Source organism: Sphingosinicella sp. LHD-64, assembly GCF_031157375.1.
In the GTDB taxonomy this organism is placed as follows: domain Bacteria; phylum Pseudomonadota; class Alphaproteobacteria; order Sphingomonadales; family Sphingomonadaceae; genus Allosphingosinicella.
This window is the reverse complement of the sequence record NZ_JAVIFV010000003.1, coordinates 905578-929128: the sequence shown is the minus strand read 5'-3', so window position 1 is coordinate 929128 and position 23551 is coordinate 905578. Positions and strand designations below refer to the sequence as shown.

The following is a 23551-nucleotide window of genomic DNA, read 5'->3' as shown; positions in this document are numbered from 1 at the left end:
ATGGCCAAACGCCCGCCGCACGTGAAACCGCCCGCCTACCTGTCAAAGAGCCCGCCGGTGCCCGAGCCCCGCCCCGTCGACGAGGGCAACGAACATGGCGGCCCCAAGGGCAAGGAGCCGACGCGCTACGGCGACTGGGAGAACAAGGGGATTTGCTGGGACTTCTGACTCCAACCCGTCATGCTGAACATGTTTCAGCATCCAGATTCGAGCCGCGGAGCCGGCGCAGGATTGGACCCTGAAACGAGTTCAGGGTGACGGGTGGGGTCAAACGCCTTCGCTTCTGAGCGGTCGTGACAGGAGCTGTCCCACCACCTCATCCACGGACGCCTCCTCCTGCAGCAAAGCGCAGACCGCATTGACGATCGGCATGTCGACCTCAAGGGCTGCGGCCGCCCGCTTCAGCACCGGCGCGGTAAAGGCGCCTTCCGCCACCGTGCGCCGATCGGCGAGGAGATCGGCGGCGCGGGCGCCCTCACCGAGCCCCTTGCCGAGGCTGAAGTTGCGCGAACTCGTCGAGGAGCAAGTGAGGACGAGGTCGCCGAGGCCGGCGAGGCCGGCCAGCGTCTCGGCGCGCGCGCCCTTGGCGAGACCGAAGCGCGTCATTTCCGCAAAGCCGCGCGAGATGAGGGCGGCGCGGGCGTTGAGGCCGAGGCCGCGCCCCTCCACCACGCCGCAGGCGATGGCGAGCACGTTCTTGACCGCGCCGCCGACCTCGGCGCCGGCGACATCGTCGGAATAATAAGGGCGGAAATGCGGGCGGGCGATGCGGGCGATCAGCGCCTCGCCCAATGCCTTGTCGGCCGCAGCGAGGGTCACCGCCGTGGGCAGGCCGGCAGCCACCTCGTGGGCGAAGGTCGGCCCCGAGAGGACGGCGATCGGCGAGGCGGGCTGCACCGCCCTTGCGACCTCGTGCATGAGCAGGCCGGTGCCTTCCTCGATGCCCTTGGCGCAGAGGATCAGGGGCTTGCCGGCAGCCGGCAATCTGCCCGCGACCGCGCGCAGATGCTGAGCGGGCGTGACGACGAGGAAGGCATCGCAGCCGGCGAGGTCGGCGAGATCCCCCGTGGCGCGGATCGCGGGCGCGAGCCGCAGGCCCTTGAGGAAAAGCGCGTTCTGACGAGACGTGTTGATCGAGTCGACGACCTCGGGCTCCAGCGCCCAGATCAGCGTTTCGCCGCCGCTGCCCGCGGCGATCTGAGCAAGCGCCGTGCCCCAGGCGCCGGCGCCGACAACCCCGATCCTCACGCCTTGACCCCCGCCCCGCGCGCCTTCTCGGCATCGGGATCGAGCGGCCAACGGGCCCTCGCCGGGGCGTCGAGGCCGTCCACCAGCCCTCCGGCGAAACGCAACGCGCCGGCCCAGGCGATCATTGCGGCATTGTCGGTGCAAAGCCAAAGCGGCGGGGCGACGAACGGGAGATCGTGCGCATGGGCAAGGGCCGTGAGCGCCGCGCGGATCGCCTGGTTCGCAGCGACGCCACCGGCGACCACCAGGGCCGTAGCGCCCGACGCGGCCTCGAGGGCGACACGGGTACGATCGAGGAGGCAGTCGACCACCGCCTGCTGAAACGAGGCGGCGATGTCGGCATCTGCGTATCGGCCGGAGTCGCGGGCGCGCAGCACCGCGCTCTTGAGGCCGGCGAAGGAGAAATGGGGCTCGGCCGAGCCGACCAGCGGGCGCGGCAACGGAACGGCAGCAGCATTACCACTCTGCGCTGCCCGCTCCACCGCCGGGCCGCCGGGATAGCCGAGGCCGAGCAGCTTGGCGGTCTTGTCGAACGCCTCACCGGCCGCGTCGTCGATTGTGGTGGCGAGCCGGCGATAATGGCCGACGCCTTCGACGAAGAGCAACTGGCAATGGCCGCCTGAGACGAGCAGCACCAGATAGGGAAAAGCAAGACCGGGCTCGGTCAGCATCGGCGAGAGCGCATGGGCCTCGAGATGGTTGACGGCGACCAGCGGCTTGCCTGTCGACAGAGACAGACCCTTCGCGGTGAGCAGGCCGACCATAACACCGCCGATCAGGCCGGGGCCCGCTGTGGCGGCGATCGCATCGACATCGGCGAGCTTCACCTCGGCCTCCGCCAGAACCTCTTCGATCAGATCCGGCAGGATCTCGACATGGGCGCGCGCCGCGATCTCCGGCACCACGCCGCCATAGGGACGATGCGCCGCCTCCTGCCCCGCGACGCGATGCGCGAGGATGCGGCGATCGGCGGTCACCAGCGCCGCCGCCGTCTCGTCGCAACTCGATTCGATGCCGAGGATCAAGTTCATCCGTGCTTCCCTGCCACTCCGCTTGCCGCTAGCACAAGCGCCGCATGATCCGTCCCTTGCGTATCGGTACCCGCGGCTCGCCGCTCGCGCTCGCCCAGGCCCATATGGTGGCCGAGGCGCTGCGCGCCAGCGCGGGCGTCGAGACCGAGATCGTGCCGATCACCACCAGCGGCGACATGATCCAGGACCGGCCGCTCGCTGAGGTAGGCGGCAAGGCGCTGTGGACCAAGGAGCTCGACCGCTGCCTGATCGAGGGGCGCACCGACCTTTCGGTCCATTCGATGAAGGACGTCGAGACGATCCGGCCCGACGCGCTGGTCGTCGCGGCGATGCTCGAGCGGGCGGATACGCGCGACCGGCTGGTCGGGGCGGACAGCCTCGACGCGCTCCCGGAGGGGGCGCGAGTCGGGACCTCCTCGCCGCGGCGGACGGCGCAGCTGCTGGCGCGGCGGCCCGACCTCGAGATCGCCTCGATCCGCGGCAACGTGCAGACCCGGCTCGCGAAGATCGAACGGGGCGAGTTCGACGCGACCTTGCTGGCGGCCGCGGGGCTCGACCGGCTCGGACTGGAGATCGGCGTGCCGCTGGACGGATTTCTGCCCGCCCCGGCGCAGGGCGCGATCGGGATCGAGGTCCTCGCGGACAATGCCGAGGTGCGCGGTCTGGTCGCCGCGATCGACCATGGCGAGACCCATCGCTGCGTCGCGCTGGAGCGCGCGTTCCTGGCCGCGCTTGGCGGCGATTGCCGGTCGGCGGTCGCGGCGCAGGCGGGCGACGGGCGGCTCAGCGCGGAAATCCTGAGCCCGGACGGCCGCGAGGTGCTGGCTGAGGACGGGAGCGATCCGGCGGAGCTGGCGCAGCGGCTGCTGGCCAGGGCCAGCCCGGCGCTGCGGGCGATGTTCGCCGGATGAGCCGCGACATCCTGATCCTGCGGCCGCAGCCCGGCGCCAACGAAACCGCGGCGCGGGCGCGGGCATTGGGACTGGAGCCTGTCGTCGCCCCGCTCTTCACCGTGCGGCCGCTGCCCTGGACGGCCCCCGAGGGACCGTTCGACGCGGTCATGCTGACCAGCGCCAATGCCGCGCGCCATGGCGGTGGCGGCGTGGCGCCCTTTTTCGACCTGCCCTGCTTCGCTGTCGGAGACGCGACGGCGGCTGCAGCGCAGGAGGCGGGATTTGCCGACGTCCGGACGGGGCCGGCCGACGGGGCAGCGCTGCTGGAGGAGATTGCGGAGGCCGGGCCTCGATATCTGCTCCACCCTTGCGGACAGGATCATCGCCGGATGAGCCGGCCCGGCATCGCGATCGCGGATGTGCCGGTTTATGTTTCCGAAGCCGCCGACGCCTTGGATCCGCGCGCGGTGGCTGCGTTGCAGAGACACGCGCTGGTGCTGCTGCACTCGCCCCGCGCTGCGGCGCTGTTTCGGACGCTCGTCGCCTCGCCCGACGCCATTTGTCTGGCCGCGATCAGCGACGCCACAGTCGAAGCCGCCGGCACGGGCTGGGCATCGATCGCCGTCGCCGCGCGGCCGCGCGACGAAGCCTTGCTGGAGCTTGCCGCCGAGCTGTGCCAGACTGTGCCGATGATGGGGCGCCCCACTGCATGAGCGAGAGATACGACCCGATCGAAGGCCGGATGGCCGAGCCGCGGCAACGCGGATGGCCGACCTACCTGATCCTGGCGCTGATCTTCTTCCTGATCGGGATCGCCGCGATGGGCTGGGTGCTGAGCCGCTGGGAGGCCGCGGCGCGGTTCCTTGGCGTCGCGCCGGCGGAGCCGCCCGTCGTCCAGGTCGCCTCGCCGCCACCGGCGCCGACCACCGTCCAGACGCCGGGCGGGCCTGCGGAAGTGGCCCGCCCTCCTGAAGCCACGCCTGCCCCCGGCGCCGAGCCGCAGCGCATCGTCATCGATCCCGAGATCACACGCCGGGTCGCGGCGATCGAGGCGCGGCTCGGCCAGGTCGACAGCCAGTCGCGCGCCGCGGTCGGCAATGCCGACCGGGCCGAGGGGCTGCTGGTCGCCTTCGCGGCGCGGCGCGCGCTCGACCGCGGCGTCTCGCTGGGATTCCTCGAGGCGCTGCTGCGTCAGCGCTTCGGCGCGACCCAGCCGCAGGCGGTCGGCACGATCATCGCCGCGGCGCGCGAGCCGGTGACGCTGCAGGAGCTGCAGGATGGCCTCGGCCAGATCGCACCGCAGCTCGTCGGCGAGGGGCCGCAGCAGAGCTGGTGGGGGCGGGTCCGGGCCGAGCTCGGAAGTCTCATCATCGTCCGCCGCGAGGGCACGCCCTCCCCGGTGCCCGCCGAGCGGCTGCGCCGCGCGACGCGGCGGCTGGAGGCGGGCCAGGTCGACGTCGCGCTGGCCGAGGTGATGCGGCTGCCGGGCCGCGAGGCTGCACGGGAATGGGTGGTCGATGCCCGCCGCTACGTGCTCGCCCGCCGCGCGCTGGACACGATCGAGACCGCCGCCCTGCTGGAGCCACGCATGCCGACGCCGACCGCCAGCGGCTCCGGGCCTGCAACGGCCGTCGCCCCGACACCAGCGCCGGCCACGCGCTAGATTTCGATCAGCGCGTAGGGCCGCCCGTGGATGGCCTCCACGACCATCTGCGCGCAGTTGTAGACCGGGATGCCGCGCGGCGTCTGCCCTTCGTGGGTGCCGCGATGGGCGTGGCCGTGAACGACGGCGGCGACATTCTCGAACCGGTCGATCGCATCGGCGAGACGCGAGCAGCCTAGGAACGGATAGATTTCCAGCGGCTCGCCCTCGAGGGTCTCGGCGATCGGCGAGTAGTGGAGGACGGCGACTGTCCGCTCCGTCTTCAACGAGCGCAGGGCGTTCTCCAGCTTACGCGCCTCGTCCAGCGCCGCATCGACGAAGGCCTTGATCGGCGCCTCGCCGAACGAACCGAGCTCGCCGCGGCCGAAGCCGCCGAGGAAGCCCTTCACGCCGGCGAAGCCGACGCCTTCGATCTCGACCGCCTGCTCGGCGAGGATGGTGACACCGGCGGCGTGGAGGATGCGGGCCACCTCCTCCGGCTGGCCGCATTCATAGTCATGGTTGCCGAGCACCGCGACCGAGGGGATGGTGCAGTGGCGCAGGTCCTCCGCGAGGATCTCCGCCTCGCGCGTCTTGCCGAAATTGGTGAGGTCCCCGCACAGGGCGACAACGTCCGCCTTCCCGGAAATCTCGGCGAACATGTCGCGGTAGCGATGCTCGCTCGCCTCGGTCACATGGAGATCGCCGATCGCCGCCAGCGTGAGAGTGTCACGACTTGGGCTCATGCTTCTCCTCGATGCCCTTTCCGACCACGTCGGCGAAGCCCCATTCGGTGATGTCGGTGATGTAGTCGCGCGGGCTGAACAGGCGGCCGCGGCAGATCTTCATGCGCGCCGTCGGCATCTCCGCCTGTGCCGCCAGCCGGGCAAGCAGCTCGTCGAACAGCCAGCGCGGGATGCACTCGCGCTCGGTCGGGTAGATGAAGCGGAAATTGAGAACGTGGATGAGGAGCACCTCCCAGTAGAGCTCCAGCGCGTTCAGCAGCTTCTGCCAGTCGATCTCGTCATGCTTCTTGAGGATCACGTGGGCGACGTCGGCGCCGTCGTAGCGGTAGCGGTCCTGCAGGAAGAGCTTGGAGAGGATGAACTCGGTCGGCGGGGTGATCCGCACGTTGGTGCCGTAAACCTCGACCTCATAGCCTTCGGCGAACCAGTCCTCGGTCACCGGCATGCCGGCGGTGGACATGTTGTAGATGACGTCGAAGAAATGCCGGTCGTCCTTCCAGACCTTGCCGATCCAGCGCTCGTCCTCGATGTCGATCCGGTAGCCGCGCTCCTTGAAGAAGCTGAGTATCCGGGGCGCGTCCGACGGCTTGCAGAAGACGTCGAGATCCTTCGTCGGCCGGACGATGCCCGTATAGCAGGACAGGGCATAGGTGCCGGACAACAGGAAGGGGATACCCGATTCGTCGAGCAGGCGCAGGCATTCGACATAGAAGTCGACCGCGGCCGGCGGGGGCTCGAACACCGAAGGATCGAGCGCGGGAAGCTGCGTGCTCATGCATCCTGCCTCTGCCCGGCGGACGGACGGCCGATGCGGCCCCCGTGTCCGGGAGATGACAGAACGGCAGCGTGACGGATGCGTTCCCTTGCCGGGACGCCGCTAGTTCGTGGAATTGCCCTCGGGCGGCAGCAGCTGGGCCGGGGTCGCGCCGTCGCCGATATCGACCAGGGTCACGAGGAAATCAAGCTCGGCATTGGGCGGGATCACGCCGCCGGCACCGGCCGCGCCGTAGCCGAGCTCGGGCGGGATGCGAAGGCGATAGCGGCCGCCCTTGTTCATCAGCAGCAGCCCTTCGTTGAAGCCCGGAATGAGCTGGCCGACGACCATCGGCACCGGCTGGGCGCTCGAATCGAACATCGTGCCGTCGGTCAGGCGCCCCTCATAGGTGACCATCACCGGCTGGCCGAGCTGCGGTCGTGGGCCATTGCCCGGCGTCAGCGTCTCGAAGCGCAGGCCCGATGGGGTCGTGGTCGATTGCGGCGCCGGCGCATTGAGCTCCGCCTGCTTTTCCGCATGAACCTCGGCGGCGACCTGGTTCAGCCGGTCCGAATCGGACTGGCCGCAGGCCGCGAGCGACAGGGCAGCGGCAGGCATGAGGGCGGCAGTGAGTTTCATGGCGACCCCCAAATGCAGGAAATCTGGAGCGGGCGAAGGGATTCGAACCCTCGACCCCAACCTTGGCAAGGTTGTGCTCTACCCCTGAGCTACGCCCGCTCTCGGCGGAACCGGCGGGACCGGTCCGGGTAAGGCGGCGGCTGCTAGCACGGGCTTCGTTGCCCTGCAAGCCTGTCCTGAGCGAAGTCAAAGGGCCCCGAAATGCATGTCCACGCGCGGGCTTGGCAGACGGGGCCGCGATCCCACATAGAGCCGGATAGATATCCCCTTCCGGAGCATTTCAACGTGGCGACATTGGGCATGACCGAGGCCGAGCGGACGGCGGTCGAGAAATTCCGGCGCGAGGTCGTCGAGCCGAGCATGACCAATCTGGTCATCGTCGATTTCTGGGCGGAATGGTGCGGCCCCTGCAAACAGCTCTCGCCGGTGATCGAGAAGGTCGCCGCCGACTACGCCGCCAAGGGCGTCAAGCTGGTCAAGATCGACGTCGAGGAAGACAAGTTCATCGCCGCCCAGTTCCGCATCCAGTCGATCCCCACCGTCTATGCGATCTTCCAGGGCCAGCCGGTCGCCGATCTCTCCTCGGCGCGGACCGAAAGCCAGATTTCGGGCGCGCTCGACCAGTTGCTCGCCCAGCTTCCGATCCAGGGCGAGGCGCAGGAGCTCGAGGCACAGATCGAACCGCTGATCGAGATGGGCGAGCAGGTCCTGTCCGAAGGCGATGCCGAGCGGGCGGCCAACATTTTCGGCCAGATCGTCGAGATGGCCCCGGAGAATCCCGAGGCGGTCGCCGGGCTGGCGCGCGCGCTGGTCGGCACCGGGCGGATTGACGAGGCGAAGGCGGCGCTGGACGGCCTGCCGGAGAAGGCGGCGAAGGACCCCGCCGTGGCGCAGGCGCGCTCGGCGCTCGCGCTGGCCGAGATCGCGCCGGCCGGCGACTCGGCCGAGTTCGAAGGCCGGATCGCGCGCGATCCCGACGATCACGAGGCCCGCTACGAGCTGGCCGGTGCATTGATGGCACGTGGCGAGCGCGACGCGGCGGCAGACCAGCTGCTCGAAAGCGTCCGCCGCGACCGCGACTGGAACGAGGGCGCGGCCCGCAAGCGGCTGCTCCAGCTGCTCGAGGCGACCGGGCTCGAGGATCCCTGGGCGGCGCAGCGGCGGCGGCGGCTGTCCGAGATCCTGTTCGGCTGATGCACGAGACTGCGCTCCTGCGCGTGCCGATCTTCCCGCTCGTCGGGGCGTTGCTCTTCCCGCGCGGCCAGCTGCCGCTCCACATCTTCGAGCCGCGCTACCGGGCGATGGTCCGCGATGCGCTGGACGGCGACCGGCTGATCGCGATGATCCAGCCGCGGCCCGCTCTGGACGATTCTCGCGAGATGATCGCACCCCCGATCTTCGAGATCGGCTGTATCGGTCGGCTCGCCGGCTGCGAGGAGCTGGACGACGGCCGGTTCAACATCGTGCTGGAGGGCCTCAGCCGCTTCCGCGTCGCACGCGAGGCACGGGTCGAGACGCTCTATCGCCAGGTCGACGCCGATCGCAGCGGCTTCAACGACCAGGATGAGGATGAACCGCTCGCAATTGCCCAGCGCGCCGAGATCGAGCGCGAATCGCGCGCCTATGCCGATGCGCTCGGTTACGCGGTGGATTGGGAATCGGTCGCGCGGCTCGACGACGAGATGCTGGTCAACGGCATCGCCCAGATCGCGCCGCTCGACGTCGGCTCGAAGCAGGCGCTGCTCGAGGCGCGCGACCTCACGGCGCGGGCCGACCTGCTCGTCCAGTTCATGCAGTTCCAGCGCATGGCGCCGGGCGGCGCCGACGGACCGGCGACGCTGCAATGAATCTTGACCCGGAGTTGCTGGCCAAGCTGGTCTGCCCGGTGACGCGCGCACCGCTCGTCTATGACGAAGCGGCGCAGGAACTCGTGTCGCAGGCTGCGGACCTGGCATATCCGATACAGGACGGTGTGCCGGTGTTGCTGGTCGAAGCGGCGCGCGTCATCGCTGCATGACCGGAACGGATGCCGGACTGACCGGACATTGGACCGGGCTCTACAATTATCCCGCCGGAGGGTCTCCCGTGCCGTTCGAAGCCGTGCTGCACGAAATTTCCGGATGCGTAACGGCAACAACGACAGAAACGTCGGACCTGCTCGAGCGCCATGGCGAGATCCTGCACGCAGTGATCGACGGTCGCAAGGAGGGGAGCACGGTCCGCTTCCTGAAAATGTATGATGCCGACGAACATTATGACGTGGTGCACTACGAAGGCACGGTCCATGCGGACGGAGACGAGATCGACGGGCGATGGGAGATTCCGGAAGTGTGGGCCGGCACGTTCCTCATGATCCGTGCCGCAGGCGCCGGGGAGGAGCGGGCAATCAAGGTCGAGGAACCGGTCGGACTTCCCGCTAGATCGGCAATCCTCTCAACAGGAGCGGCAGCTCGCCCGATTCGCCGCGGGCCTCGGCCATGAGCCGGTCCTTCAGAGGACCGATACGCTGGACGGCGCCCATGCCGAAGCGGCGGATCGCCGAGGCGGCGCTGCCGGGGACGCCGTAGAGGCGGGTGAGGCTGTCGGTGGCCATCGCCACCATCAAAGTGTCGAGGCTGCGCCAGCGCTCGTAGCGGCCCAGGAGCTGGGCATCGCCGAGGTCGAGACCGAGCCGGGCGCCTTCGACCAGCACTTCGGCGAGCGCCGCGGCGTCGCGGAAGCCGAGATTGAGGCCCTGGCCGGCAATCGGATGGATGCCGTGCGCAGCGTCGCCGACGAGGGCGAGGCGGGTGTCGGTGATCCGGGCAGCATGATGGAAGCCGAGCGGATAGCTCCAGCGCGGACCGGCGAGCGCGACCTCGCCGAGGAAACCGCCCATCCGCCTGGCGATCTCGTGCGCGAGCGCCCGATCGGGCAGGGCAGCGACGGCGGGACCGTCCTTCGCCTTCACCGACCAGACGATCGCCGAGCGATAGGCGCCATCCTCGCCGTCCGACATCGGCAGGATGGCGAACGGGCCGTCCGGATAGAAGATCTCGTAGGCGACGTGCTCGTGGTCGCGTTCGTGGGTCACCGTCGCGACGATCGCGACATGGTCGTAGCGCCATTGGGCGAGCGGGATATTGGCCGCTTCGCGCACCGGCGAGTTGCGCCCTTCCGCGCCGATCAGCAGCGGCGCGGCCGCCGCGCTGCCGTCGGCAAGGGCGATCCGGACCCCGGTCGCGTTGCGGACGATCTCGGCGGCGCGGGCGGGCATCAGCAGCTCGATCCGCGCCGAGGCGAGCGCCGCATCGCGCAAGGCGGCGCGGAGCAGCCGATTCTCGACCATGATGCCGAGCGGATCGTCGTCCCGGTCCGGATCGAACAGGATGCCGCCGGGCTTGAGGCCGTCGCTGACCCGGATCGCCCGGATCGCGCTGGTGCGGCCGGCCAGGCGCCCGGCGACACCGATCGCCTCCAGCATCCGCCAGGACGAGCTCGAGACCGCGGTCGCGCGGCCGTCATAGGTCGGCGCGACCTGCCTGGCGGGATCGGCGGGATCGATGACCAGGGTGGCAAGGCCGTGGCGGTCGAGCGCGATGGCGAGGGTCAGGCCGACCAGGCCGCCGCCGAGGATGATCACGTCCGCTTGCCGCATTTTGCCGCTGTAGCGACGCCACGACGCCACGCCAAGCTTGACCCGGGAGTCCGCGAGGGCGCATGAGGGCCGACGGGAACATTTGGGGCACACGGGAATGGCGACGGCAGCGGAAGGGCGGCTCGCGCGGTGGCGCGAAAGCCTGGGCCAGGCGGCGCGGCGCTCGGGCAGCTTCCTGGGCGGCATTGCGCTCGCTTTGGGATCGACGCTGACGCTGCTCGCCCTCGTGAGCTACCATCCGAGCGATCCGGCGCTGAACACCGACGCGGGCGGACCGACCCAGAACTGGATCGGCAGCCCCGGCGCCTGGACCGCGGACGTCCTGCTGATGCTGATGGGCCCGCTCGCAGGGCTCCTGCTGCCGCTCGTCTTCCTGCTGGGCCTTCGGGTCATGCGCGGCGCCGAGCCGGGGCGCTGGGGACGCTACCTTCTCATCACCGTTGCCGGCATCGCCCTGCTCGGCCTGGCCGCGGGCCTGCTCGTCGGCGGCGCGGTCGCGGGGCTGCCCGCAGGCTGGGGCGGCGGCATCGGCCTCGCGCTCGCCAATCTGGTCGAACTCGGGCTCGGCCAGATTGGCGCGGCGGGCATTGTCCAGCCGTTCCGGATCGCGATCATCGCGCTGGCGGCGGCGGGCGGCCTCGCCCTGTGGCTGTTCGGGCTCGGCCTCACCGTCGAGGAGCGCGAATGGATCGCCGCGCGCCGCAGCCAGCGCGAGCGGGTCCGCGTCGAAAACCGGCCCGAACCGCAGCCGCGGCCGGCCCGAACCGCCGCAGCGCCTTCCGCCGGGCCGTCGCGCACGCCGGTGATCGCCGATCGTGCGGCGCCGGCCGAGCGAACCCGGCGTCCGCAGCGTGAGCGGCAGCCCTCGCTCGCACTCGGCGACAGCTACACCCTGCCCTCGGTCGACCTCCTCACCCCGCCGCCCGCCCGGACCAATGTCGCGCTCGACAAGACCGCGCTCGAGCGCAACGCCCGTCTGCTCGAATCGGTGCTCGAGGATTTTTCGGTGAAGGGCGAGATCGTCGAGGTCCGCCCCGGCCCCGTCGTCACCATGTACGAGCTTGAGCCGGCCAGCGGCATCAAGGCGAGCCGGGTCATCCAGCTCGCCGACGACATCGCCCGCAACATGTCGGCGCTGTCGGCCCGCGTCGCGACGATTCCCGGGCGCAGCGTGATCGGCATCGAGCTCCCGAACGCCAAGCGCGAGATGGTGAGCTTCTCCGAGCTGGTGTCGAGCCCCGCCTTCGAGGACCAGGTCGCTTCGCTGCCGATCATCCTCGGCAAGAACATCGCCGGCGATCCCGTCGTCGCCGATCTGGCGCCGATGCCGCACCTGCTCGTCGCCGGAACCACCGGCTCGGGCAAGTCGGTCGGCCTCAACTGCATGATCCTCTCGCTGCTCTACCGGCTGACGCCCGAGCAGTGCAAAATGATCATGATCGATCCCAAGATGCTGGAGCTCAGCATCTACGACGACATTCCGCACCTCCTGGCGCCGGTGGTTACCGAGCCGCCAAAGGCGATCCGTTCGCTCAAATGGACGGTCGAGCAGATGGAGGAGCGCTACCGGATGATGGCCTCGCTGGGCGTGCGGCAGCTCTCCAGCTTCAACGCCAAGGTGCGCGAGGCCAAGATGAAGGGCCAGACGCTCGGGCGGCGGGTCCAGACCGGCTACGATCCCGAGACCGGCCAGCCCACCTACGAGATGGAGGAGCTGGAATACGACCTGCTGCCGCAGATCGTCGTCGTGGTCGACGAGCTCGCCGACCTGATGATGACCGCGGGCAAGGAGGTCGAGTTCCTGATCCAGCGCCTAGCGCAGAAGGCGCGCGCCGCCGGCATCCATCTGATCATGGCGACGCAGCGCCCGTCGGTCGACGTCATCACCGGTGTCATCAAGGCGAACCTGCCGACGCGGATCAGCTTCGCGGTCACCTCGAAGATCGATTCACGCACCATCCTCGGCGAGCAAGGCGCGGAGCAGCTGCTCGGCAAGGGCGACATGCTCTACATGCCCGGCGGCAAGCAGATCGCGCGCGTCCACGGCCCCTTCGTCTCCGACGAGGAGGTCCGCGCCGTCGCCGATTTCTGGCGGACCCAGGGCGCCCCCGACTACATCCAGTCGGTCACCGAGGAACCCGAGGACGGCGGCTATATGTTCGAGGGCCAGCCGACCGGCGAGGACGATGCCGAGACGCAGATGTTCCGCAAGGCCGTCCAGGTCGTCGCCGAGAGCCAGAAGGCCTCGACTTCCTATCTCCAGCGGCAGCTGCGCGTCGGCTACAACAATGCTGCGCGCCTGATCGAGCGGATGGAGAAGGAAGGCATCGTCAGCGCCCCCGACCATGTCGGCCGTCGCGAGGTGCTGGTCGATCCGGACGGGCGGCCGTTGAGCTGAGGCGCGATCCGTTGCGAATCGGATCAGTCTTTCCGGCGGGAACCACAGGGGTTCACTGGACATTCAATCCGCCAGCTTCATATCGCCCCACACGCATTCGGACGATCCGAAAGGAAGATTATGACGCGCTTTGGCGCCCTTGCCCTCACCCTCACGCCGCTCGCGTTGGTCGCGGCCGCGGCACCCGTTCCAGTACAGGCACAGGCGGCAGACGGACTTGCCCAGGTGCAGGCGCACCTGCGCGCGGTCAATTCGATGACCGCGAGCTTCACTCAGAGCGACCGGCGCGGCCAGACGGTCAGCGGCACGCTCACCATGAAGCAGCCCGGCCGCATCCGCTTCGATTATGGCCGCAGCGCCAACATGCTGATCGTCGGCGACGGGCGGGCGCTGACCTTCGTCGATTATGACGCACGCCAGGTGCAGCGCTGGCCGATCGGCGATTCGCCGCTCTCCGTGCTGCTCGACGCGAGCCAGGATCTCAGTCGCTTCGCCCGGGTTGTACGCAACGACGCGCAGGTGCTGACGATCGAGGCGCGCGATCCGCGGCGGCGCGAGTTCGGCACGATCACCCTCGCCTTCTCAAAGAATGCCAGCGGGCCGGCTGGCCTCATTCTGCAGGGCTGGAACACGATCGATGCGCAGAACAACCTGACGACGGTGCGCCTCGCCAACCAGCGGTTCAACGTGCCGGTCGCCGACAGCCTGTTCCGTTATCGCGACCCGCGGAGGCAGGGGCCGCGCGGCTGACGCCCAAGGGCCGGAACCGTTCATCGGGGCGACAGGTCCGCTCCGCTAGAACGAAGCTTGCAGTTGCGGGGTCCGGTCATTCGGGTTTTCCCCCTGTTGCCCGAGCCGGCGCCGCAATTGACCTCGCGTATCAACGCTTGGTAGGCCCTCGCTCCACGCCCCCGGAGCGGGGGCCTTTCGCGTCACCAACCGTCGATCCGCCCCGCATCGACAGCCCGGCCAGTCGCCGCTAAGCCCGCCGCCATGTCATCCACGCTCAAGATCGCCACCTGGAACATCAACTCGATCCGCGCCCGGACCGAGATCGTCGAGAAATTCCTCATCGAGGAATCGCCGGACATCCTCTGCCTGCAGGAAACCAAGGTCCGCGATGCGGAATTCCCGGAAGGGCTGTTCCGGCGATTGGGCTACAATCACCTGATGATCTGCGGCCAGCCCATGCATCACGGCGTCGCGATCGCCTCCAGGGTGCCGATGCGCGAGGACGACCGGCTCGACTGGCAGGCCAATGGCGAGGCGCGCCATATCGGCGTGCGGCTCGACAACGGCGTGCGGCTCGAGAATGTCTACGTACCGGCCGGCGGCGACATTCCGGACCGTACGCTCAATCCCAAATTCGGCCAAAAGCTCGATTTCATCGAGCGGATGACGCGCTGGTCTGAGACTTGCGACCTGCCGACGATCCTGGTCGGCGACCTCAACGTCGCGCCGCTCGAATGCGACGTCTGGAGCCACAAGCAGCTGCTGAATGTCGTCAGCCACACGCCGGTCGAGGTCGAGGCGCTGACGAAGCTTCAGCAGAGCAACGAATGGACCGATCTCGGCCGGCACTTCTTCCCGGCGCCGCAGCGCCTCCACACCTGGTGGAGCTATCGCTCGCCCGACTGGACGAAGAACGATCGCGGCCGCCGGCTCGACCATATGTGGGCGACGAGGGACGTGGCCGCGCAGGCCGTCTCCCACAAGGTCTACGAGCCGTGCCGCGCCTGGACGCGACCGTCGGACCATGTGCCGTTGATGACGGAATTCACGTTCTGATGGGCGCGCGGGACGTCGCCCGCGCGATCGACGCACTGCGGCGTGGTTGGCCGATCGCGGTGGACGAGGTCTCGTTCCTCGCAATCGAGACCGGAGATGAGACCGGTCTCGCGGCGTTCGATGGAGAGGGCGCGCCGGCGAGCCTGCTGATCTCCGGCAATCGCGGCGCTACCCTGAAGCTCGCCAACCAGATCGAGGCGGTGCCGACCGAGCCGGTGCTGATCCGGCGGGCGCCGTGGATCGACTTCGCGATGGCGACTGCTATTGCCGATCCGGCGCTCGATCTCGCCAATCCGTTCAAGGGCCCCTTCGAGACGGCCCCGCTCTGCTCGCCGCCGACCGCGGTCGCCGCGCTGCGGCTGGCCCGGCTCGCAGGACTGCTGCCGGCATTGTTCACGCGGCGTGACGGACCGGCCGAAACGCGGGTGACGGCGACGGATGTCATGGCGTTCGGCCATGGCGCGGAGCTGCGCATCGTCTCGCGGGCACGGTTGCCGACGAAATTCGCCGAAGGCGCGGAGATCGTCGCCTTTCGCGCCGATGGAGATACCGCCGAGCATGTCGCGCTGCTGATCGGCAGCCCGGACGGGCGGCCGCCGCTGGTGCGCCTGCACAGCGAGTGCCTGACCGGCGACGTGCTGGGCAGCCTCAAATGCGATTGCGGCGACCAGCTCGCCGGCGCGATCGGTGCGATCGGCACGGCCGGCTGGGGCATCCTCCTCTACCTCAGGCAGGAAGGGCGCGGCATCGGCCTGGTCAACAAGCTGCGCGCCTATCAGCTGCAGGATCAGGGCTTCGACACGGTCGACGCGAATCTGCGCCTCGGCTTCCAGGACGACGAGCGCGATTTCGGTGCGGCGGCGCGGATGCTGGAGGCGCTGGGGCAGCGCGAGGTGCGGCTGCTGACCAACAATCCCGCCAAGGTTTCGGCGCTGGAAGCGGAAGGGATCAAGGTCGCGGAGCGGGTGCCGCTCAAGATCGAGCCCGGCGCACACAACCGCACCTATCTCGCCACCAAGCGCGACCGCAGCGGCCACCAGCTCTAGGTTCTGTTGACATTCAGGATTCACAACTAGGTTTTGTTGTGCTTCAAGCTGCTGGCTGGTGTGGAGGTCAGCATGGATGGATCGAGCAGAGCTGAGTGACGGGGTTTGGGAGCGGATGGAGCCGCATCTGCCGGGCAAGGCGAGCGATCCTGGGCGGACGGGGCGGGACAACCGGCTGTTCGTGGAGGCGATCCTGTGGCTGGCGCGGTCGGGTGCGCATTGGCGGGTTCTGCCGGCAGAGTATGGCAAGTGGAACAGTGTGTATCAGCGGTTCAACCGCTGGTGCCGGGAAGGGGTGTGGGAGCGTCTTTTCAATGCCTTGGCCGACACGCCGGACTGGGACTATGTGCTGGTCGACTCCACCATCATCCGTGCCCACCAGCACAGCGCCGGAGCGCCTAAAAGGGGGCTCAAGCTGACGCGCTCGGCCGCTCCAAGGGTGGGCCGAGCACCAAGGTCCATGTCGTCACCGATGCGCTCGGGCTGCCGGTGCGGATCCTGCTGACCGGCGGCGAGCGCAACGACATCACCCAGATCGAGCCGCTGCTCGACGGCATCCGCACCGCCTTCGTCCTCGCCGACAAGCATGTCCTGAGCTTCGTCGAAGGGGGCTATGACGCCCAGCGCGCCATCGATGCCGCCAATGCATCAGGCGCCATCCCCATCATCCCGCGCCGGACAACCACTGCCACCCGGCGACCCTTCGATGCCGCGCTCTACAAAGAGCGCAATCTCATCGAGCGCTTCTTCAGCAAGATCAAACACTTCCGCCGCATCGCTACACGATACGACAAGCTCGCCAGAAACTATCGCAGCTTCCTCCTCCTCGTCGCCGCTCTCAAATGGCTCCGCTGAATGTCAACAGAAGCTAGGGTCTGGACCCTAGGCGATCAGCGCGGCCACCTCGTCGAAGCTGCGCGCGATCCGGGCGACGCCCAGCGCGCGCAGGCGCTCGGCATGGCCGTCCGTGCAATGGCGGCCGGCGCACAGGCCGATCACGTCGGCGCCCGACTCGAGCGCGCCGGTGACGCCGACCGGCGAATCCTCGAGGATCAGGCACCGCTCGATCGGCACGCCGAGCGCCGCGGCGGCATGAAGATAGATGTCGGGCGCCGGCTTGCCGCGCGCGACATGCTCGTGACCGCTGTAGATATGATGGCCGAACACCTGGCGCAGGCCGAGATGATCGAGGTGGCGGGCAATCCATTCGGTCGAGCTCGAGGAGGCGATCGCCTTGGGCAGGGCCGGCGGCAGGCTCTCGATGAAGGCGACGGCGCCCGCGACCGCCTCGATCCCTTCGGCGAGCACCCGCTCATCTTCGGCTGCACGGGCGACATGGAAATCCTCCGGCAGCGGCCGCCCGATCCATCGCTCGATCGCGCCCAGGAAGTCGCGCCCCGACAGGCCCATGAAATTGTTCATGGAATCCGCAACGGAAGTGGGATGCCCGCGCGCGGTCAAATAGTCGGCGATCTGCTTGTTGCCGACATATTCGCTTTCGAGCAGCACCCCGTCGAAATCGAACAGGATCGCGTCATGGCGCATCACGGCGGATCGAGGCGAAACCAGGTCACGCGCCACTCGTCGCCGATCTTCTCGAACTGCATCCCGGCGCGGCCGCTGCCGCCGGCTGCGAAGGTCGCCGTGCCCTGAACCTCACCGATGCCGTTGACGATCCGGCGGCTGTTCCAGCTCCACGCGGTGGGCCGGAGCCGCGCGAATCGCTGTTCCATCTGCCGGGCAGAGCCGAGTTCCGCCTGGAGCGCCGGGGTCATCCGGGCGTAGGCCGTCTCGTAATTGCCGTCCCGCAGCGCCAACATGAAGGTTTCGGCGTCATCCACCACCGGACGGGTGAGGGACAGGACGGTCGTGAGCAGGATCGCGACGAATGCCGCCAGCACGATCGCGCCCAGGGTGACAAAATGCCAGACGCGCCAGCGGCGCTTCGGCACCGCCGCGCCAGGTTCACGCATATCTCCCATGATCATCCCCCTCTTCGTTTCAGCTTGTGCGTTCTCCGAACAATGCCGTGCCGACGCGCACATGGGTAGCGCCGATCATCACCGCGCTTTCATAGTCGCCGGACATGCCCATGCTGAGGCCGGTGACGTCATGACGCCGGGCGAGCTTGGCGAGCAGCGCGAAATAGGGCGCCGCCTCCTGCCCGTCGGGCGGAATGCACATCAGGCCGACGACCGGCAGTTCGGCCGCGACACATTTGGCGAGCAGCGCCGGCAGCTCCGCCACCGCGCAACCGCCCTTTTGTGGCTCGTCGCCGATATTGACCTGGACGAAGCAGTCCGGCCGCCGCCCCGTCTTGCCCATCGCCTTCGCCAGCACGGCAACGAGCGACGGGCGGTCGACCGAATGGATCGCATCGAAGAGCGCGACGGCTTCCTCCGCCTTGTTGGATTGAAGCTGTCCGATCAGGTGGAGCCGAAGGTCCGGATGGGCCGCCCGGAGCGGCGGCCATTTCGCCCCGGCCTCCTGGACGCGATTCTCGCCGAAGTCGCGATGGCCGGCAGCGATGAGCGGGACGGCGGCCTCGGCCGGATGGGTCTTGGAGACCGCGATCAGCGTCACCTCGTCGGCCTTGCGGCCGGCGAGCGCGGCGGCCCTGGCGATATCGGCACGCACGTCAGCCAGGCGGTCTTTGGCGGATGCCTCTTGCATGGCGGCTGCTATAGATAGGGGCATGAGCGCCCGCCAGACCCTGCCGCGCCGCTGGTTCATGACCGATGAGCGGCTGGGCGACCGGCTCTGGCAGGCGATCGAACGGCTGCCGCAGGGCGCCGGCATCGTTTTTCGCCACTACAGCCTCGACGCGGCGCACCGACGATCGCTGTTCGAAAAAGTCCGGCAGAAGACGCGTGATCGCGAGCTGCTGCTTTTGATCGCCGGCCCCTCCGAGCAGGCGGAAATGTGGGGTGCGGACGGCAGCCACGGCCGGAACTCCGGCGCGGGTATTCGAAGCGCTCCGGCCCATGATCTTGCGGAGATTCGCGCGGCCGAGACAGCCGGCGCGGATCTGGTTTTCCTCTCTCCCGTCTTTCCGACGCGCAGCCATCCGGAAGCTGCGACGCTCGGCCCGAACCGGTTCGCCGAACTGGCAGGGCAGACGCAATTGCCGGTGATCGCGCTCGGCGGGATGAACGAAGCACGCTTCGCCGCGCTCGACGGCGCTTATGGCTGGGCGGGAATCGACGCCTGGAGCGGCGACTAGAAGCGGAAGGCCGTGCCGATATAGACGGCCTGGCTGTCCTGGCGCTCGTCGCGGGCGATCGTGTCGACCCGGTCACGGGCGATGCGATAGCGCGCGCCGGCGGTGAGATCGATGTTGCGGGTGATCGAGAAGGCGCCGCCGACGTCGAGCGAATAGGCTTCGTCTTCCGACACGATCCGCTGGGCGCCCTCGGCGCGTTCGGCGGCAACCGCCACGCGGCCGGTCAGCCGCCGATTGGCGCGGTAGCTCATGCCAACCTGCGCCGCCTCGCGCCGGCCCGGAACGACGCCGCCGTCGATCTGGGCGATGTCGCCGGAAACGGCGAAGCGCCGCCAGCCGAGCGATGCGCCGAGATTGTAGGAGACCGGCGTGATCGCGGTCACCGGCGAGGCCGACGTGATCGACAGAACGTCGCGCTGCGCCTGCGCCGGGGTCGTCGCCCGGGCGCGGATCGCGACCCGGACGGCGCGGTTGCGGTCGGCATTGTTGCCTGCCGGCGTGAAGCGGAAATCGGCATCGACCGCGCCGCCGGAGCGGGCCAGCAGGGCGGCGAGGCGCGGATCGGACACGGCCGGGGTGAAGGCGCCGACCGGACGGGCCTGGGCTATGGCGGGCGGGCGGGCGGTGTTGCGGACGGCGGTGGAAGCGGCCAGAGCAGGGGCGAGCAGCAACGCCATCGCGACAAGCGATGCGCCTCCTGCCGACCCGATGGCCCGAAGCTTCCTCACGACATGCGACTCCACGTTCGGCCGAAACGTAATACGACTCGCCCCCCATTCCTATGGAAAGGGTCCGGCCGACCGGGATTCATACCGGAATCATTCCGGCTGTTGCAACTTTCCCACAACCAATTGATCTGGAAATGAGGTTAATGGCGGCGAATCGCGCCGGAACCCGCGCACGCGGCGCTTGCCGGGCGCGCGCCGTTATCTATAACGGCCCTCTCGAAGAGCGTATTTTCCAAGGATTCACGATGGCTCGCCTTTCCACCTTCGGCCTGGTCGCCGCCTGTGCCGTCATGCTGGCTGGCTGCCAGTCCTTCAATTCGTTCAGCCGGGACGTCGACCGTGCGCTCGGCCTCGCGCCGCGGGAGGACCGGGGGAAGCAGGCGGACATCGCCGCGAGCCAGGTGACGACGATCGGCGTCAATGCCTATTTGTGGCGCGCCGCGGTCGAAACGCTCGCCTTTGCGCCGCTCGCCCAGAGCGATTCCAATGGCGGCGTGCTCGCGACCGACTGGTATGCCAACCCGCAGAATCCGAACGAGCGGGTGAAGGTCAGCGTCGCGATCCTCGACCGCGACCTGCGCGCCGACGCCCTGCGCGTCAACGCCGCGCGCCAGGTGATGCAGAACGGCCAGTGGATCGAGGCGCCGGTGACCGCGGCGACCGTCCAGCGGCTTGAGGAGATCATCCTCACCCGTGCCCGCGACCTGAGGCGCGCCGCCTCCATCGGCTAGGCCCGGAAGGACAATCGCCGCGATGGCATCGCGCTTCAATCCGCTCACGGCCGACGAGCGCTGGCAGAAGGCCTGGGAGGTGGCGGGGACGTTCCGCGCCGCGGACGACAGCCCGCGGCCCAAGACCTACATCCTCGAGATGTTCCCCTATCCGTCGGGGCGCATCCACATGGGCCATGTCCGCAACTATACGATGGGCGACGTGCTCGCCCGCTACAAGCGGATGAACGGTTTCGAGGTGCTCCACCCGATGGGCTGGGACGCCTTCGGCATGCCGGCCGAGAACGCGGCGATGGAGCGCAACGTCCATCCCGGCGAATGGACCTGGTCGAACATCGCGACGATGAAGGCGCAGCTGAAGCGGCTGGGCTTCGCGCTCGACTGGAGCCGCGAGGTCGCGACCTGCGATCCGGCCTATTACGGGCAGGAGCAGGCGCTGTTCGTCGACCTGTTCGAGGCGGGGCTGGTCTACCGCAAGGAGAGCGAGGTCAACTGGGACCCGGTCGACATGACCGTGCTCGCCAACGAGCAGGTGATCGACGGGCGCGGCTGGCGCTCCGGTGCGCTGGTCGAGCGGCGAAAGCTCAGCCAATGGTTCCTGAAGATCACCGATTTCGCCGAGGATCTGCTCGAGGGCCTCAAGGGACTCGACCAGTGGCCCGACAAAGTGCGGCTGATGCAGGAGAACTGGATCGGCAAGAGCCGGGGCCTGCAGTTCCGCTTCGCGCTGGCCGGAAGCGAGGAGCGCATCGAGGTCTTCACGACGCGGCCCGACACGATCTTCGGGGCGAGCTTCGTGGCGGTCTCGCCGGACCATCCGATCGCCCAGACGCTCGGGAACGGTGAGGCCAAGGCCGCCGAGTTCATAGCGCTGTGCAAGCGCGGCGGCACCACCGCGGCGGAGTTCGAGACGGCCGAGAAACTTGGCTTCGACACCGGTCTCAGGGTTGTACATCCCCTTGATCCCGAATGGGAATTGCCGGTTTACATCGCGAACTTCGTGCTGATGGATTACGGCACGGGCGCGATCTTCGGCGTGCCCGCGCACGACCAGCGCGATTTCGAGTTCGCGACCAAATATGGCCTGTCGATCCGCCGCGTGGTCGCGGCATCCGCGAAGGATGCCGGCAAGCCGGTCGAGGGCGAGGCCGAGAACGGCGACGGCGTGATCGTCAATTCGCGCTTCCTCGACGGGATGAGCGTTGACGGGGCGAAGGCGGCCGTCATCGCTCGTGCCGAAGCGGAAGGCTGGGGCGAGGGCACGACCGCCTGGCGGCTGCGCGACTGGGGTGTGTCGCGCCAGCGCTACTGGGGGACGCCGATCCCGGTCATCCATTGCCCGGCCTGCGGCGCGGTGCCGGTGCCGAAGGACCAGCTGCCGGTCGTACTGCCCGAGGACGTCACGTTCGACATCCCCGGCAACCCGCTGGAGCGCCACCCGACCTGGAAGCACGTCACCTGCCCGTCCTGTGGCGGGGCGGCCGTGCGCGAGACCGACACGCTCGACACCTTCGTCGATTCCTCCTGGTATTTCATCCGCTTCGCCAGCCAGCCGGCGGACCGGCCGTTCGACAAGGCGGTGGCGGAGCGCTGGTTGCCGGTGGATCAGTATATCGGCGGCGTCGAGCATGCCATTTTGCACCTTCTCTACGCCCGCTTCTGGACGCGCGCATTGCAGCGGATCGGCCGGCTCGACTTCGCCGAACCGTTCCGGGGCCTGTTCACCCAGGGGATGGTCACGCACGAGACCTATCGTGCGGCGGACGGCCGCTGGCTCAGCCCCGACGAGGTCGAGCGGCAGGGCGCCGGATTGATCGAGTCTTCGACCGGCGAGCCGGCGACGGCCGGCCGGGTCGAGAAAATGTCCAAATCGAAACGCAACACGGTCGATCCGGAGCCGATCGTCGACCAGTATGGCGCCGACGCGGTGCGCTGGTTCATGCTCTCGGACTCGCCGCCGGAGCGCGACCTCGAATGGAGCGAGGCCGGGATAGAGGGCGCCTGGCGCTTCATCCAGCGGCTGTGGCGGCTGGCCTCGACGGCGCAGGCCGGCGAGGGCGCCGGTGAGGATCGGGCGCTCGACCGCAAGCTGCACCAGACGATCGCCGCGGTCGGCGCCAATATCGAGGGGCTCGCCTTCAACAAGGCGGTCGCCAACGTCTACGAGCTCGCCAATGCGATCGAGAAGGCGCCGCCGTCGGCATCGCGCACCGCCGCGGTCGAGACCATGATGCGGCTGGTCGCGCCGATGGTGCCGCACGTCGCTGAGGAGGCCTGGACGGCCGCCGGGCACGACGGCATGATCGCCGATGCCCCCTGGCCCGAGGCGGATCCGGCGCTGCTGATCGAGGACGAGGTGACGATCGCCATCCAGGTCAACGGCAAGCTCAGGGACACCGGGCGTGCGCCCAAGGGCGCCCCCCGGGAACAGCTTGAGGCGATGGCGGTTGCCAACGATCATGTGCAGCGTATCCTCGCCGGCGCGACCCCGAAGAAGGTGATCGTGGTGCCCGACCGCCTGGTGAACATCGTCGCATGATCGGCCGGGCCGCCCTTTTCGGCCTCGCGCTCCTCCTCTCCGGCTGCACGCTGCGCCCGCTTTACGCGGGCGGCGCCACCGGACCGGTCGCCCAGGCGCTGGAGGGCGTCTCGGTAGCACAAATACCGGGCAGGGCCGGCTGGCTGGTCCGTACGGCGCTGGAGGACCGCCTCGGCGCCAACACCGTGCCGCGCTACCGGCTGGAGATCGAGCTCGACGACAACATCACCGGCTTCGGCATCCGCGCCGACGACGCGGTGACGCGCGAGCGGCGCACGCTGCGCGCCCGCTACCGGCTGGTCGATGCGGCGCAGGGAACGGTGGTGCTCGACGCCACCGCGGGGTCCGACGCCGGCATCGACGTGGTCAGCTCGGAATATGCCACCGTCGCCGCCGAGCAGACCGCGCTGGAGCGGCTCGCCGTCGACATCGCCGACCAGATCGTCGCGCGCGTCGCGCTCTACGCCTCGCGCACGCCGCAGGCGCGTGCGGCCCAGTGAAATCCAGG

27 protein-coding genes and 1 tRNA gene are annotated in these 23551 nt (G+C 68.9%); 17 read left to right on the top strand and 11 right to left on the bottom strand.

Going from position 1 to position 23551, the window contains the following annotated elements; genetic code table 11:
* Positions 1-168 carry a DUF1674 domain-containing protein gene (locus RCO27_RS12575; RefSeq protein WP_309003015.1) on the top strand — a complete coding sequence of 56 codons (168 nt, stop codon included), beginning with the start codon at positions 1-3 and terminating at the stop codon, positions 166-168.
* A 99-nt stretch (positions 169-267) separates the two neighbouring features.
* Here the strand turns inward: RCO27_RS12575 and RCO27_RS12570 are convergent, their stop codons facing one another.
* Positions 268-1248, bottom strand: coding sequence for an NAD(P)H-dependent glycerol-3-phosphate dehydrogenase (locus tag RCO27_RS12570; RefSeq protein WP_309003014.1), 981 nt, complete (start codon positions 1246-1248; stop codon positions 268-270).
* Positions 1245-2279 (bottom strand): tRNA (adenosine(37)-N6)-threonylcarbamoyltransferase complex transferase subunit TsaD, encoded by a 1035-nt coding sequence (tsaD, locus tag RCO27_RS12565; RefSeq protein WP_309003013.1) that lies wholly within the window; start codon positions 2277-2279, stop codon positions 1245-1247. The genes RCO27_RS12570 and tsaD overlap by 4 nt, the downstream gene beginning before the upstream one ends.
* 44 nt (positions 2280-2323) lie before the next feature.
* Here tsaD and hemC point away from each other — a divergent pair, with 44 nt between their 5' ends.
* Genes hemC through RCO27_RS12550 form a run of 3 tightly spaced genes read left to right on the top strand, consistent with a single transcriptional unit; the run spans position 2324 to position 4835 of the window.
* Positions 2324-3190 carry a hydroxymethylbilane synthase gene (gene hemC, locus RCO27_RS12560; RefSeq protein ID WP_309003012.1) on the top strand — a complete coding sequence of 289 codons (867 nt, stop codon included), beginning with the start codon at positions 2324-2326 and terminating at the stop codon, positions 3188-3190.
* Positions 3187-3885 (top strand): uroporphyrinogen-III synthase, encoded by a 699-nt coding sequence (locus RCO27_RS12555; RefSeq protein ID WP_309003011.1) that lies wholly within the window; start codon positions 3187-3189, stop codon positions 3883-3885. The genes hemC and RCO27_RS12555 overlap by 4 nt, the downstream gene beginning before the upstream one ends.
* Positions 3882-4835, top strand: coding sequence for a hypothetical protein (locus tag RCO27_RS12550; protein WP_309003010.1), 954 nt, complete (start codon positions 3882-3884; stop codon positions 4833-4835). Before RCO27_RS12555 ends, RCO27_RS12550 begins: the two co-directional genes overlap by 4 nt.
* Here RCO27_RS12550 and RCO27_RS12545 read toward each other — a convergent pair.
* The 4 genes from RCO27_RS12545 to RCO27_RS12530 all read right to left on the bottom strand — a co-directional run bounded on the left by RCO27_RS12545 (position 4832) and on the right by RCO27_RS12530 (position 7052).
* Positions 4832-5560: a metallophosphoesterase gene (locus tag RCO27_RS12545; protein ID WP_309003009.1), complete on the bottom strand. Its 729-nt coding sequence runs from the start codon at positions 5558-5560 to the stop codon at positions 4832-4834. The two genes, RCO27_RS12550 and RCO27_RS12545, sit on opposite strands and share 4 nt — an antisense overlap.
* Entirely contained in the window at positions 5544-6335 is a 792-nt protein-coding gene (locus tag RCO27_RS12540) for a nucleotidyltransferase family protein (RefSeq protein ID WP_309003008.1), read from the bottom strand. The genes RCO27_RS12545 and RCO27_RS12540 overlap by 17 nt, the downstream gene beginning before the upstream one ends.
* Before the next feature lie 102 nt (positions 6336-6437).
* Complete coding sequence (locus RCO27_RS12535) at positions 6438-6953, bottom strand: FKBP-type peptidyl-prolyl cis-trans isomerase (protein ID WP_309003007.1); 516 nt, start codon at positions 6951-6953, stop codon at positions 6438-6440.
* Positions 6954-6977: 24 nt separating this feature from the next.
* Positions 6978-7052 (bottom strand) — tRNA-Gly (locus RCO27_RS12530).
* Between the two features lie 186 nt (positions 7053-7238).
* On the opposite strand from RCO27_RS12530, the gene RCO27_RS12525 reads away from it, so the two are divergent.
* Genes RCO27_RS12525 through RCO27_RS12510 form a run of 4 tightly spaced genes read left to right on the top strand, consistent with a single transcriptional unit; the run spans position 7239 to position 9434 of the window.
* Complete coding sequence (locus RCO27_RS12525; RefSeq protein ID WP_309003006.1) at positions 7239-8147, top strand: tetratricopeptide repeat protein; 909 nt, start codon at positions 7239-7241, stop codon at positions 8145-8147.
* Positions 8147-8800 carry an LON peptidase substrate-binding domain-containing protein gene (locus RCO27_RS12520; RefSeq protein WP_309003005.1) on the top strand — a complete coding sequence of 218 codons (654 nt, stop codon included), beginning with the start codon at positions 8147-8149 and terminating at the stop codon, positions 8798-8800. Before RCO27_RS12525 ends, RCO27_RS12520 begins: the two co-directional genes overlap by 1 nt.
* Positions 8797-8970, top strand: a complete 174-nt coding sequence (locus tag RCO27_RS12515; protein ID WP_309003004.1) for a Trm112 family protein — start codon at positions 8797-8799, stop codon at positions 8968-8970. Before RCO27_RS12520 ends, RCO27_RS12515 begins: the two co-directional genes overlap by 4 nt.
* Positions 8967-9434: a hypothetical protein gene (locus tag RCO27_RS12510; protein ID WP_309003003.1), complete on the top strand. Its 468-nt coding sequence runs from the start codon at positions 8967-8969 to the stop codon at positions 9432-9434. Before RCO27_RS12515 ends, RCO27_RS12510 begins: the two co-directional genes overlap by 4 nt.
* Here the strand turns inward: RCO27_RS12510 and RCO27_RS12505 are convergent.
* On the bottom strand, positions 9370-10590 hold the full coding sequence (locus RCO27_RS12505; protein WP_309003002.1) for an FAD-dependent monooxygenase: 1221 nt from the start codon (positions 10588-10590) through the stop codon (positions 9370-9372). The two genes, RCO27_RS12510 and RCO27_RS12505, sit on opposite strands and share 65 nt — an antisense overlap.
* A gap of 97 nt (positions 10591-10687) precedes the next feature.
* Here RCO27_RS12505 and RCO27_RS12500 point away from each other — a divergent pair, with 97 nt between their 5' ends.
* The 5 genes from RCO27_RS12500 to RCO27_RS12480 all read left to right on the top strand — a co-directional run bounded on the left by RCO27_RS12500 (position 10688) and on the right by RCO27_RS12480 (position 16677).
* A complete protein-coding gene (locus RCO27_RS12500) occupies positions 10688-12988 on the top strand; it encodes a DNA translocase FtsK 4TM domain-containing protein (protein WP_309003001.1) in 2301 nt (766 codons plus the stop codon).
* Between the two features lie 120 nt (positions 12989-13108).
* A complete protein-coding gene (locus tag RCO27_RS12495) occupies positions 13109-13738 on the top strand; it encodes an outer membrane lipoprotein carrier protein LolA (protein WP_309003000.1) in 630 nt (209 codons plus the stop codon).
* A 243-nt stretch (positions 13739-13981) separates the two neighbouring features.
* A complete protein-coding gene (locus tag RCO27_RS12490) occupies positions 13982-14776 on the top strand; it encodes an exodeoxyribonuclease III (RefSeq protein WP_309002999.1) in 795 nt (264 codons plus the stop codon).
* The gene (gene ribA, locus RCO27_RS12485) at positions 14776-15822 is read left to right on the top strand and encodes a GTP cyclohydrolase II (protein WP_309002998.1); all 1047 of its coding nucleotides are present in this window, start codon (positions 14776-14778) and stop codon (positions 15820-15822) included. Before RCO27_RS12490 ends, ribA begins: the two co-directional genes overlap by 1 nt.
* 76 nt (positions 15823-15898) lie before the next feature.
* Positions 15899-16677, top strand: a protein-coding gene (locus RCO27_RS12480) for an IS5 family transposase (protein WP_309002997.1) whose coding sequence is annotated in 2 segments (ribosomal slippage) — positions 15899-16222 and positions 16225-16677 — 777 coding nt in all. Because the reading frame shifts where the segments join, the coding sequence is not laid out codon by codon here.
* Between the two features lie 27 nt (positions 16678-16704).
* On the opposite strand, the gene RCO27_RS12475 is transcribed toward RCO27_RS12480, so the two are convergent.
* From RCO27_RS12475 to RCO27_RS12465, 3 genes are read right to left on the bottom strand one after another with little or no spacing between them, the layout of a single operon-like run.
* On the bottom strand, positions 16705-17367 hold the full coding sequence (locus RCO27_RS12475) for an HAD family phosphatase (RefSeq protein ID WP_309003211.1): 663 nt from the start codon (positions 17365-17367) through the stop codon (positions 16705-16707).
* Entirely contained in the window at positions 17367-17795 is a 429-nt protein-coding gene (locus RCO27_RS12470; protein WP_309002996.1) for a hypothetical protein, read from the bottom strand. The genes RCO27_RS12475 and RCO27_RS12470 overlap by 1 nt, the downstream gene beginning before the upstream one ends.
* A 28-nt stretch (positions 17796-17823) precedes the next feature.
* The gene (locus RCO27_RS12465) at positions 17824-18495 is read right to left on the bottom strand and encodes a YggS family pyridoxal phosphate-dependent enzyme (RefSeq protein ID WP_309002995.1); all 672 of its coding nucleotides are present in this window, start codon (positions 18493-18495) and stop codon (positions 17824-17826) included.
* A 22-nt stretch (positions 18496-18517) separates the two neighbouring features.
* Here RCO27_RS12465 and RCO27_RS12460 point away from each other — a divergent pair, with 22 nt between their 5' ends.
* Positions 18518-19045: a thiamine phosphate synthase gene (locus RCO27_RS12460; RefSeq protein ID WP_309002994.1), complete on the top strand. Its 528-nt coding sequence runs from the start codon at positions 18518-18520 to the stop codon at positions 19043-19045.
* Here the strand turns inward: RCO27_RS12460 and RCO27_RS12455 are convergent.
* A complete protein-coding gene (locus RCO27_RS12455; protein WP_309002993.1) occupies positions 19042-19773 on the bottom strand; it encodes a hypothetical protein in 732 nt (243 codons plus the stop codon). The genes RCO27_RS12460 and RCO27_RS12455 overlap by 4 nt on opposite strands.
* A gap of 245 nt (positions 19774-20018) precedes the next feature.
* Between RCO27_RS12455 and RCO27_RS12450 the strand changes: the two genes are divergently transcribed.
* From RCO27_RS12450 to lptE, 3 genes are read left to right on the top strand one after another with little or no spacing between them, the layout of a single operon-like run.
* Positions 20019-20504 (top strand): DUF3576 domain-containing protein, encoded by a 486-nt coding sequence (locus RCO27_RS12450; RefSeq protein ID WP_309002992.1) that lies wholly within the window; start codon positions 20019-20021, stop codon positions 20502-20504.
* Positions 20505-20526: 22 nt separating this feature from the next.
* Positions 20527-23043, top strand: a complete 2517-nt coding sequence (leuS, locus tag RCO27_RS12445) for a leucine--tRNA ligase (RefSeq protein ID WP_309002991.1) — start codon at positions 20527-20529, stop codon at positions 23041-23043.
* Complete coding sequence (lptE, locus tag RCO27_RS12440; RefSeq protein WP_309002990.1) at positions 23040-23543, top strand: LPS assembly lipoprotein LptE; 504 nt, start codon at positions 23040-23042, stop codon at positions 23541-23543. Before leuS ends, lptE begins: the two co-directional genes overlap by 4 nt.
* Positions 23544-23551 lie beyond the last annotated feature (8 nt).

What these genes read in the sequence shown, in the direction of transcription:
- RCO27_RS12500 (WP_309003001.1), top strand. Translation starts at nt 10,688, where the DNA reads ATGGCGACGGCAGCGGAAGGGCGGCTCGCGCGGTGGCGCGAAAGCCTG.
- RCO27_RS12460 (WP_309002994.1), top strand. Translation starts at nt 18,518, where the DNA reads ATGAGCGCCCGCCAGACCCTGCCGCGCCGCTGGTTCATGACCGATGAG.
- RCO27_RS12545 (WP_309003009.1), bottom strand. Translation starts at nt 5,560, where the DNA reads ATGAGCCCAAGTCGTGACACTCTCACGCTGGCGGCGATCGGCGATCTC.
- RCO27_RS12505 (WP_309003002.1), bottom strand. Translation starts at nt 10,590, where the DNA reads ATGCGGCAAGCGGACGTGATCATCCTCGGCGGCGGCCTGGTCGGCCTG.
- RCO27_RS12535 (WP_309003007.1), bottom strand. Translation starts at nt 6,953, where the DNA reads ATGAAACTCACTGCCGCCCTCATGCCTGCCGCTGCCCTGTCGCTCGCG.
- tsaD (WP_309003013.1), bottom strand. Translation starts at nt 2,279, where the DNA reads ATGAACTTGATCCTCGGCATCGAATCGAGTTGCGACGAGACGGCGGCG.
- RCO27_RS12555 (WP_309003011.1), top strand. Translation starts at nt 3,187, where the DNA reads ATGAGCCGCGACATCCTGATCCTGCGGCCGCAGCCCGGCGCCAACGAA.
- RCO27_RS12450 (WP_309002992.1), top strand. Translation starts at nt 20,019, where the DNA reads ATGGCTCGCCTTTCCACCTTCGGCCTGGTCGCCGCCTGTGCCGTCATG.
- RCO27_RS12510 (WP_309003003.1), top strand. Translation starts at nt 8,967, where the DNA reads ATGACCGGAACGGATGCCGGACTGACCGGACATTGGACCGGGCTCTAC.
- RCO27_RS12465 (WP_309002995.1), bottom strand. Translation starts at nt 18,495, where the DNA reads ATGCAAGAGGCATCCGCCAAAGACCGCCTGGCTGACGTGCGTGCCGAT.
- RCO27_RS12475 (WP_309003211.1), bottom strand. Translation starts at nt 17,367, where the DNA reads ATGCGCCATGACGCGATCCTGTTCGATTTCGACGGGGTGCTGCTCGAA.
- RCO27_RS12575 (WP_309003015.1), top strand. Translation starts at nt 1, where the DNA reads ATGGCCAAACGCCCGCCGCACGTGAAACCGCCCGCCTACCTGTCAAAG.
- RCO27_RS12520 (WP_309003005.1), top strand. Translation starts at nt 8,147, where the DNA reads ATGCACGAGACTGCGCTCCTGCGCGTGCCGATCTTCCCGCTCGTCGGG.
- lptE (WP_309002990.1), top strand. Translation starts at nt 23,040, where the DNA reads ATGATCGGCCGGGCCGCCCTTTTCGGCCTCGCGCTCCTCCTCTCCGGC.
- RCO27_RS12470 (WP_309002996.1), bottom strand. Translation starts at nt 17,795, where the DNA reads ATGCGTGAACCTGGCGCGGCGGTGCCGAAGCGCCGCTGGCGCGTCTGG.
- leuS (WP_309002991.1), top strand. Translation starts at nt 20,527, where the DNA reads ATGGCATCGCGCTTCAATCCGCTCACGGCCGACGAGCGCTGGCAGAAG.
- RCO27_RS12550 (WP_309003010.1), top strand. Translation starts at nt 3,882, where the DNA reads ATGAGCGAGAGATACGACCCGATCGAAGGCCGGATGGCCGAGCCGCGG.
- RCO27_RS12495 (WP_309003000.1), top strand. Translation starts at nt 13,109, where the DNA reads ATGACGCGCTTTGGCGCCCTTGCCCTCACCCTCACGCCGCTCGCGTTG.
- hemC (WP_309003012.1), top strand. Translation starts at nt 2,324, where the DNA reads ATGATCCGTCCCTTGCGTATCGGTACCCGCGGCTCGCCGCTCGCGCTC.
- ribA (WP_309002998.1), top strand. Translation starts at nt 14,776, where the DNA reads ATGGGCGCGCGGGACGTCGCCCGCGCGATCGACGCACTGCGGCGTGGT.
- RCO27_RS12490 (WP_309002999.1), top strand. Translation starts at nt 13,982, where the DNA reads ATGTCATCCACGCTCAAGATCGCCACCTGGAACATCAACTCGATCCGC.
- RCO27_RS12540 (WP_309003008.1), bottom strand. Translation starts at nt 6,335, where the DNA reads ATGAGCACGCAGCTTCCCGCGCTCGATCCTTCGGTGTTCGAGCCCCCG.
- RCO27_RS12515 (WP_309003004.1), top strand. Translation starts at nt 8,797, where the DNA reads ATGAATCTTGACCCGGAGTTGCTGGCCAAGCTGGTCTGCCCGGTGACG.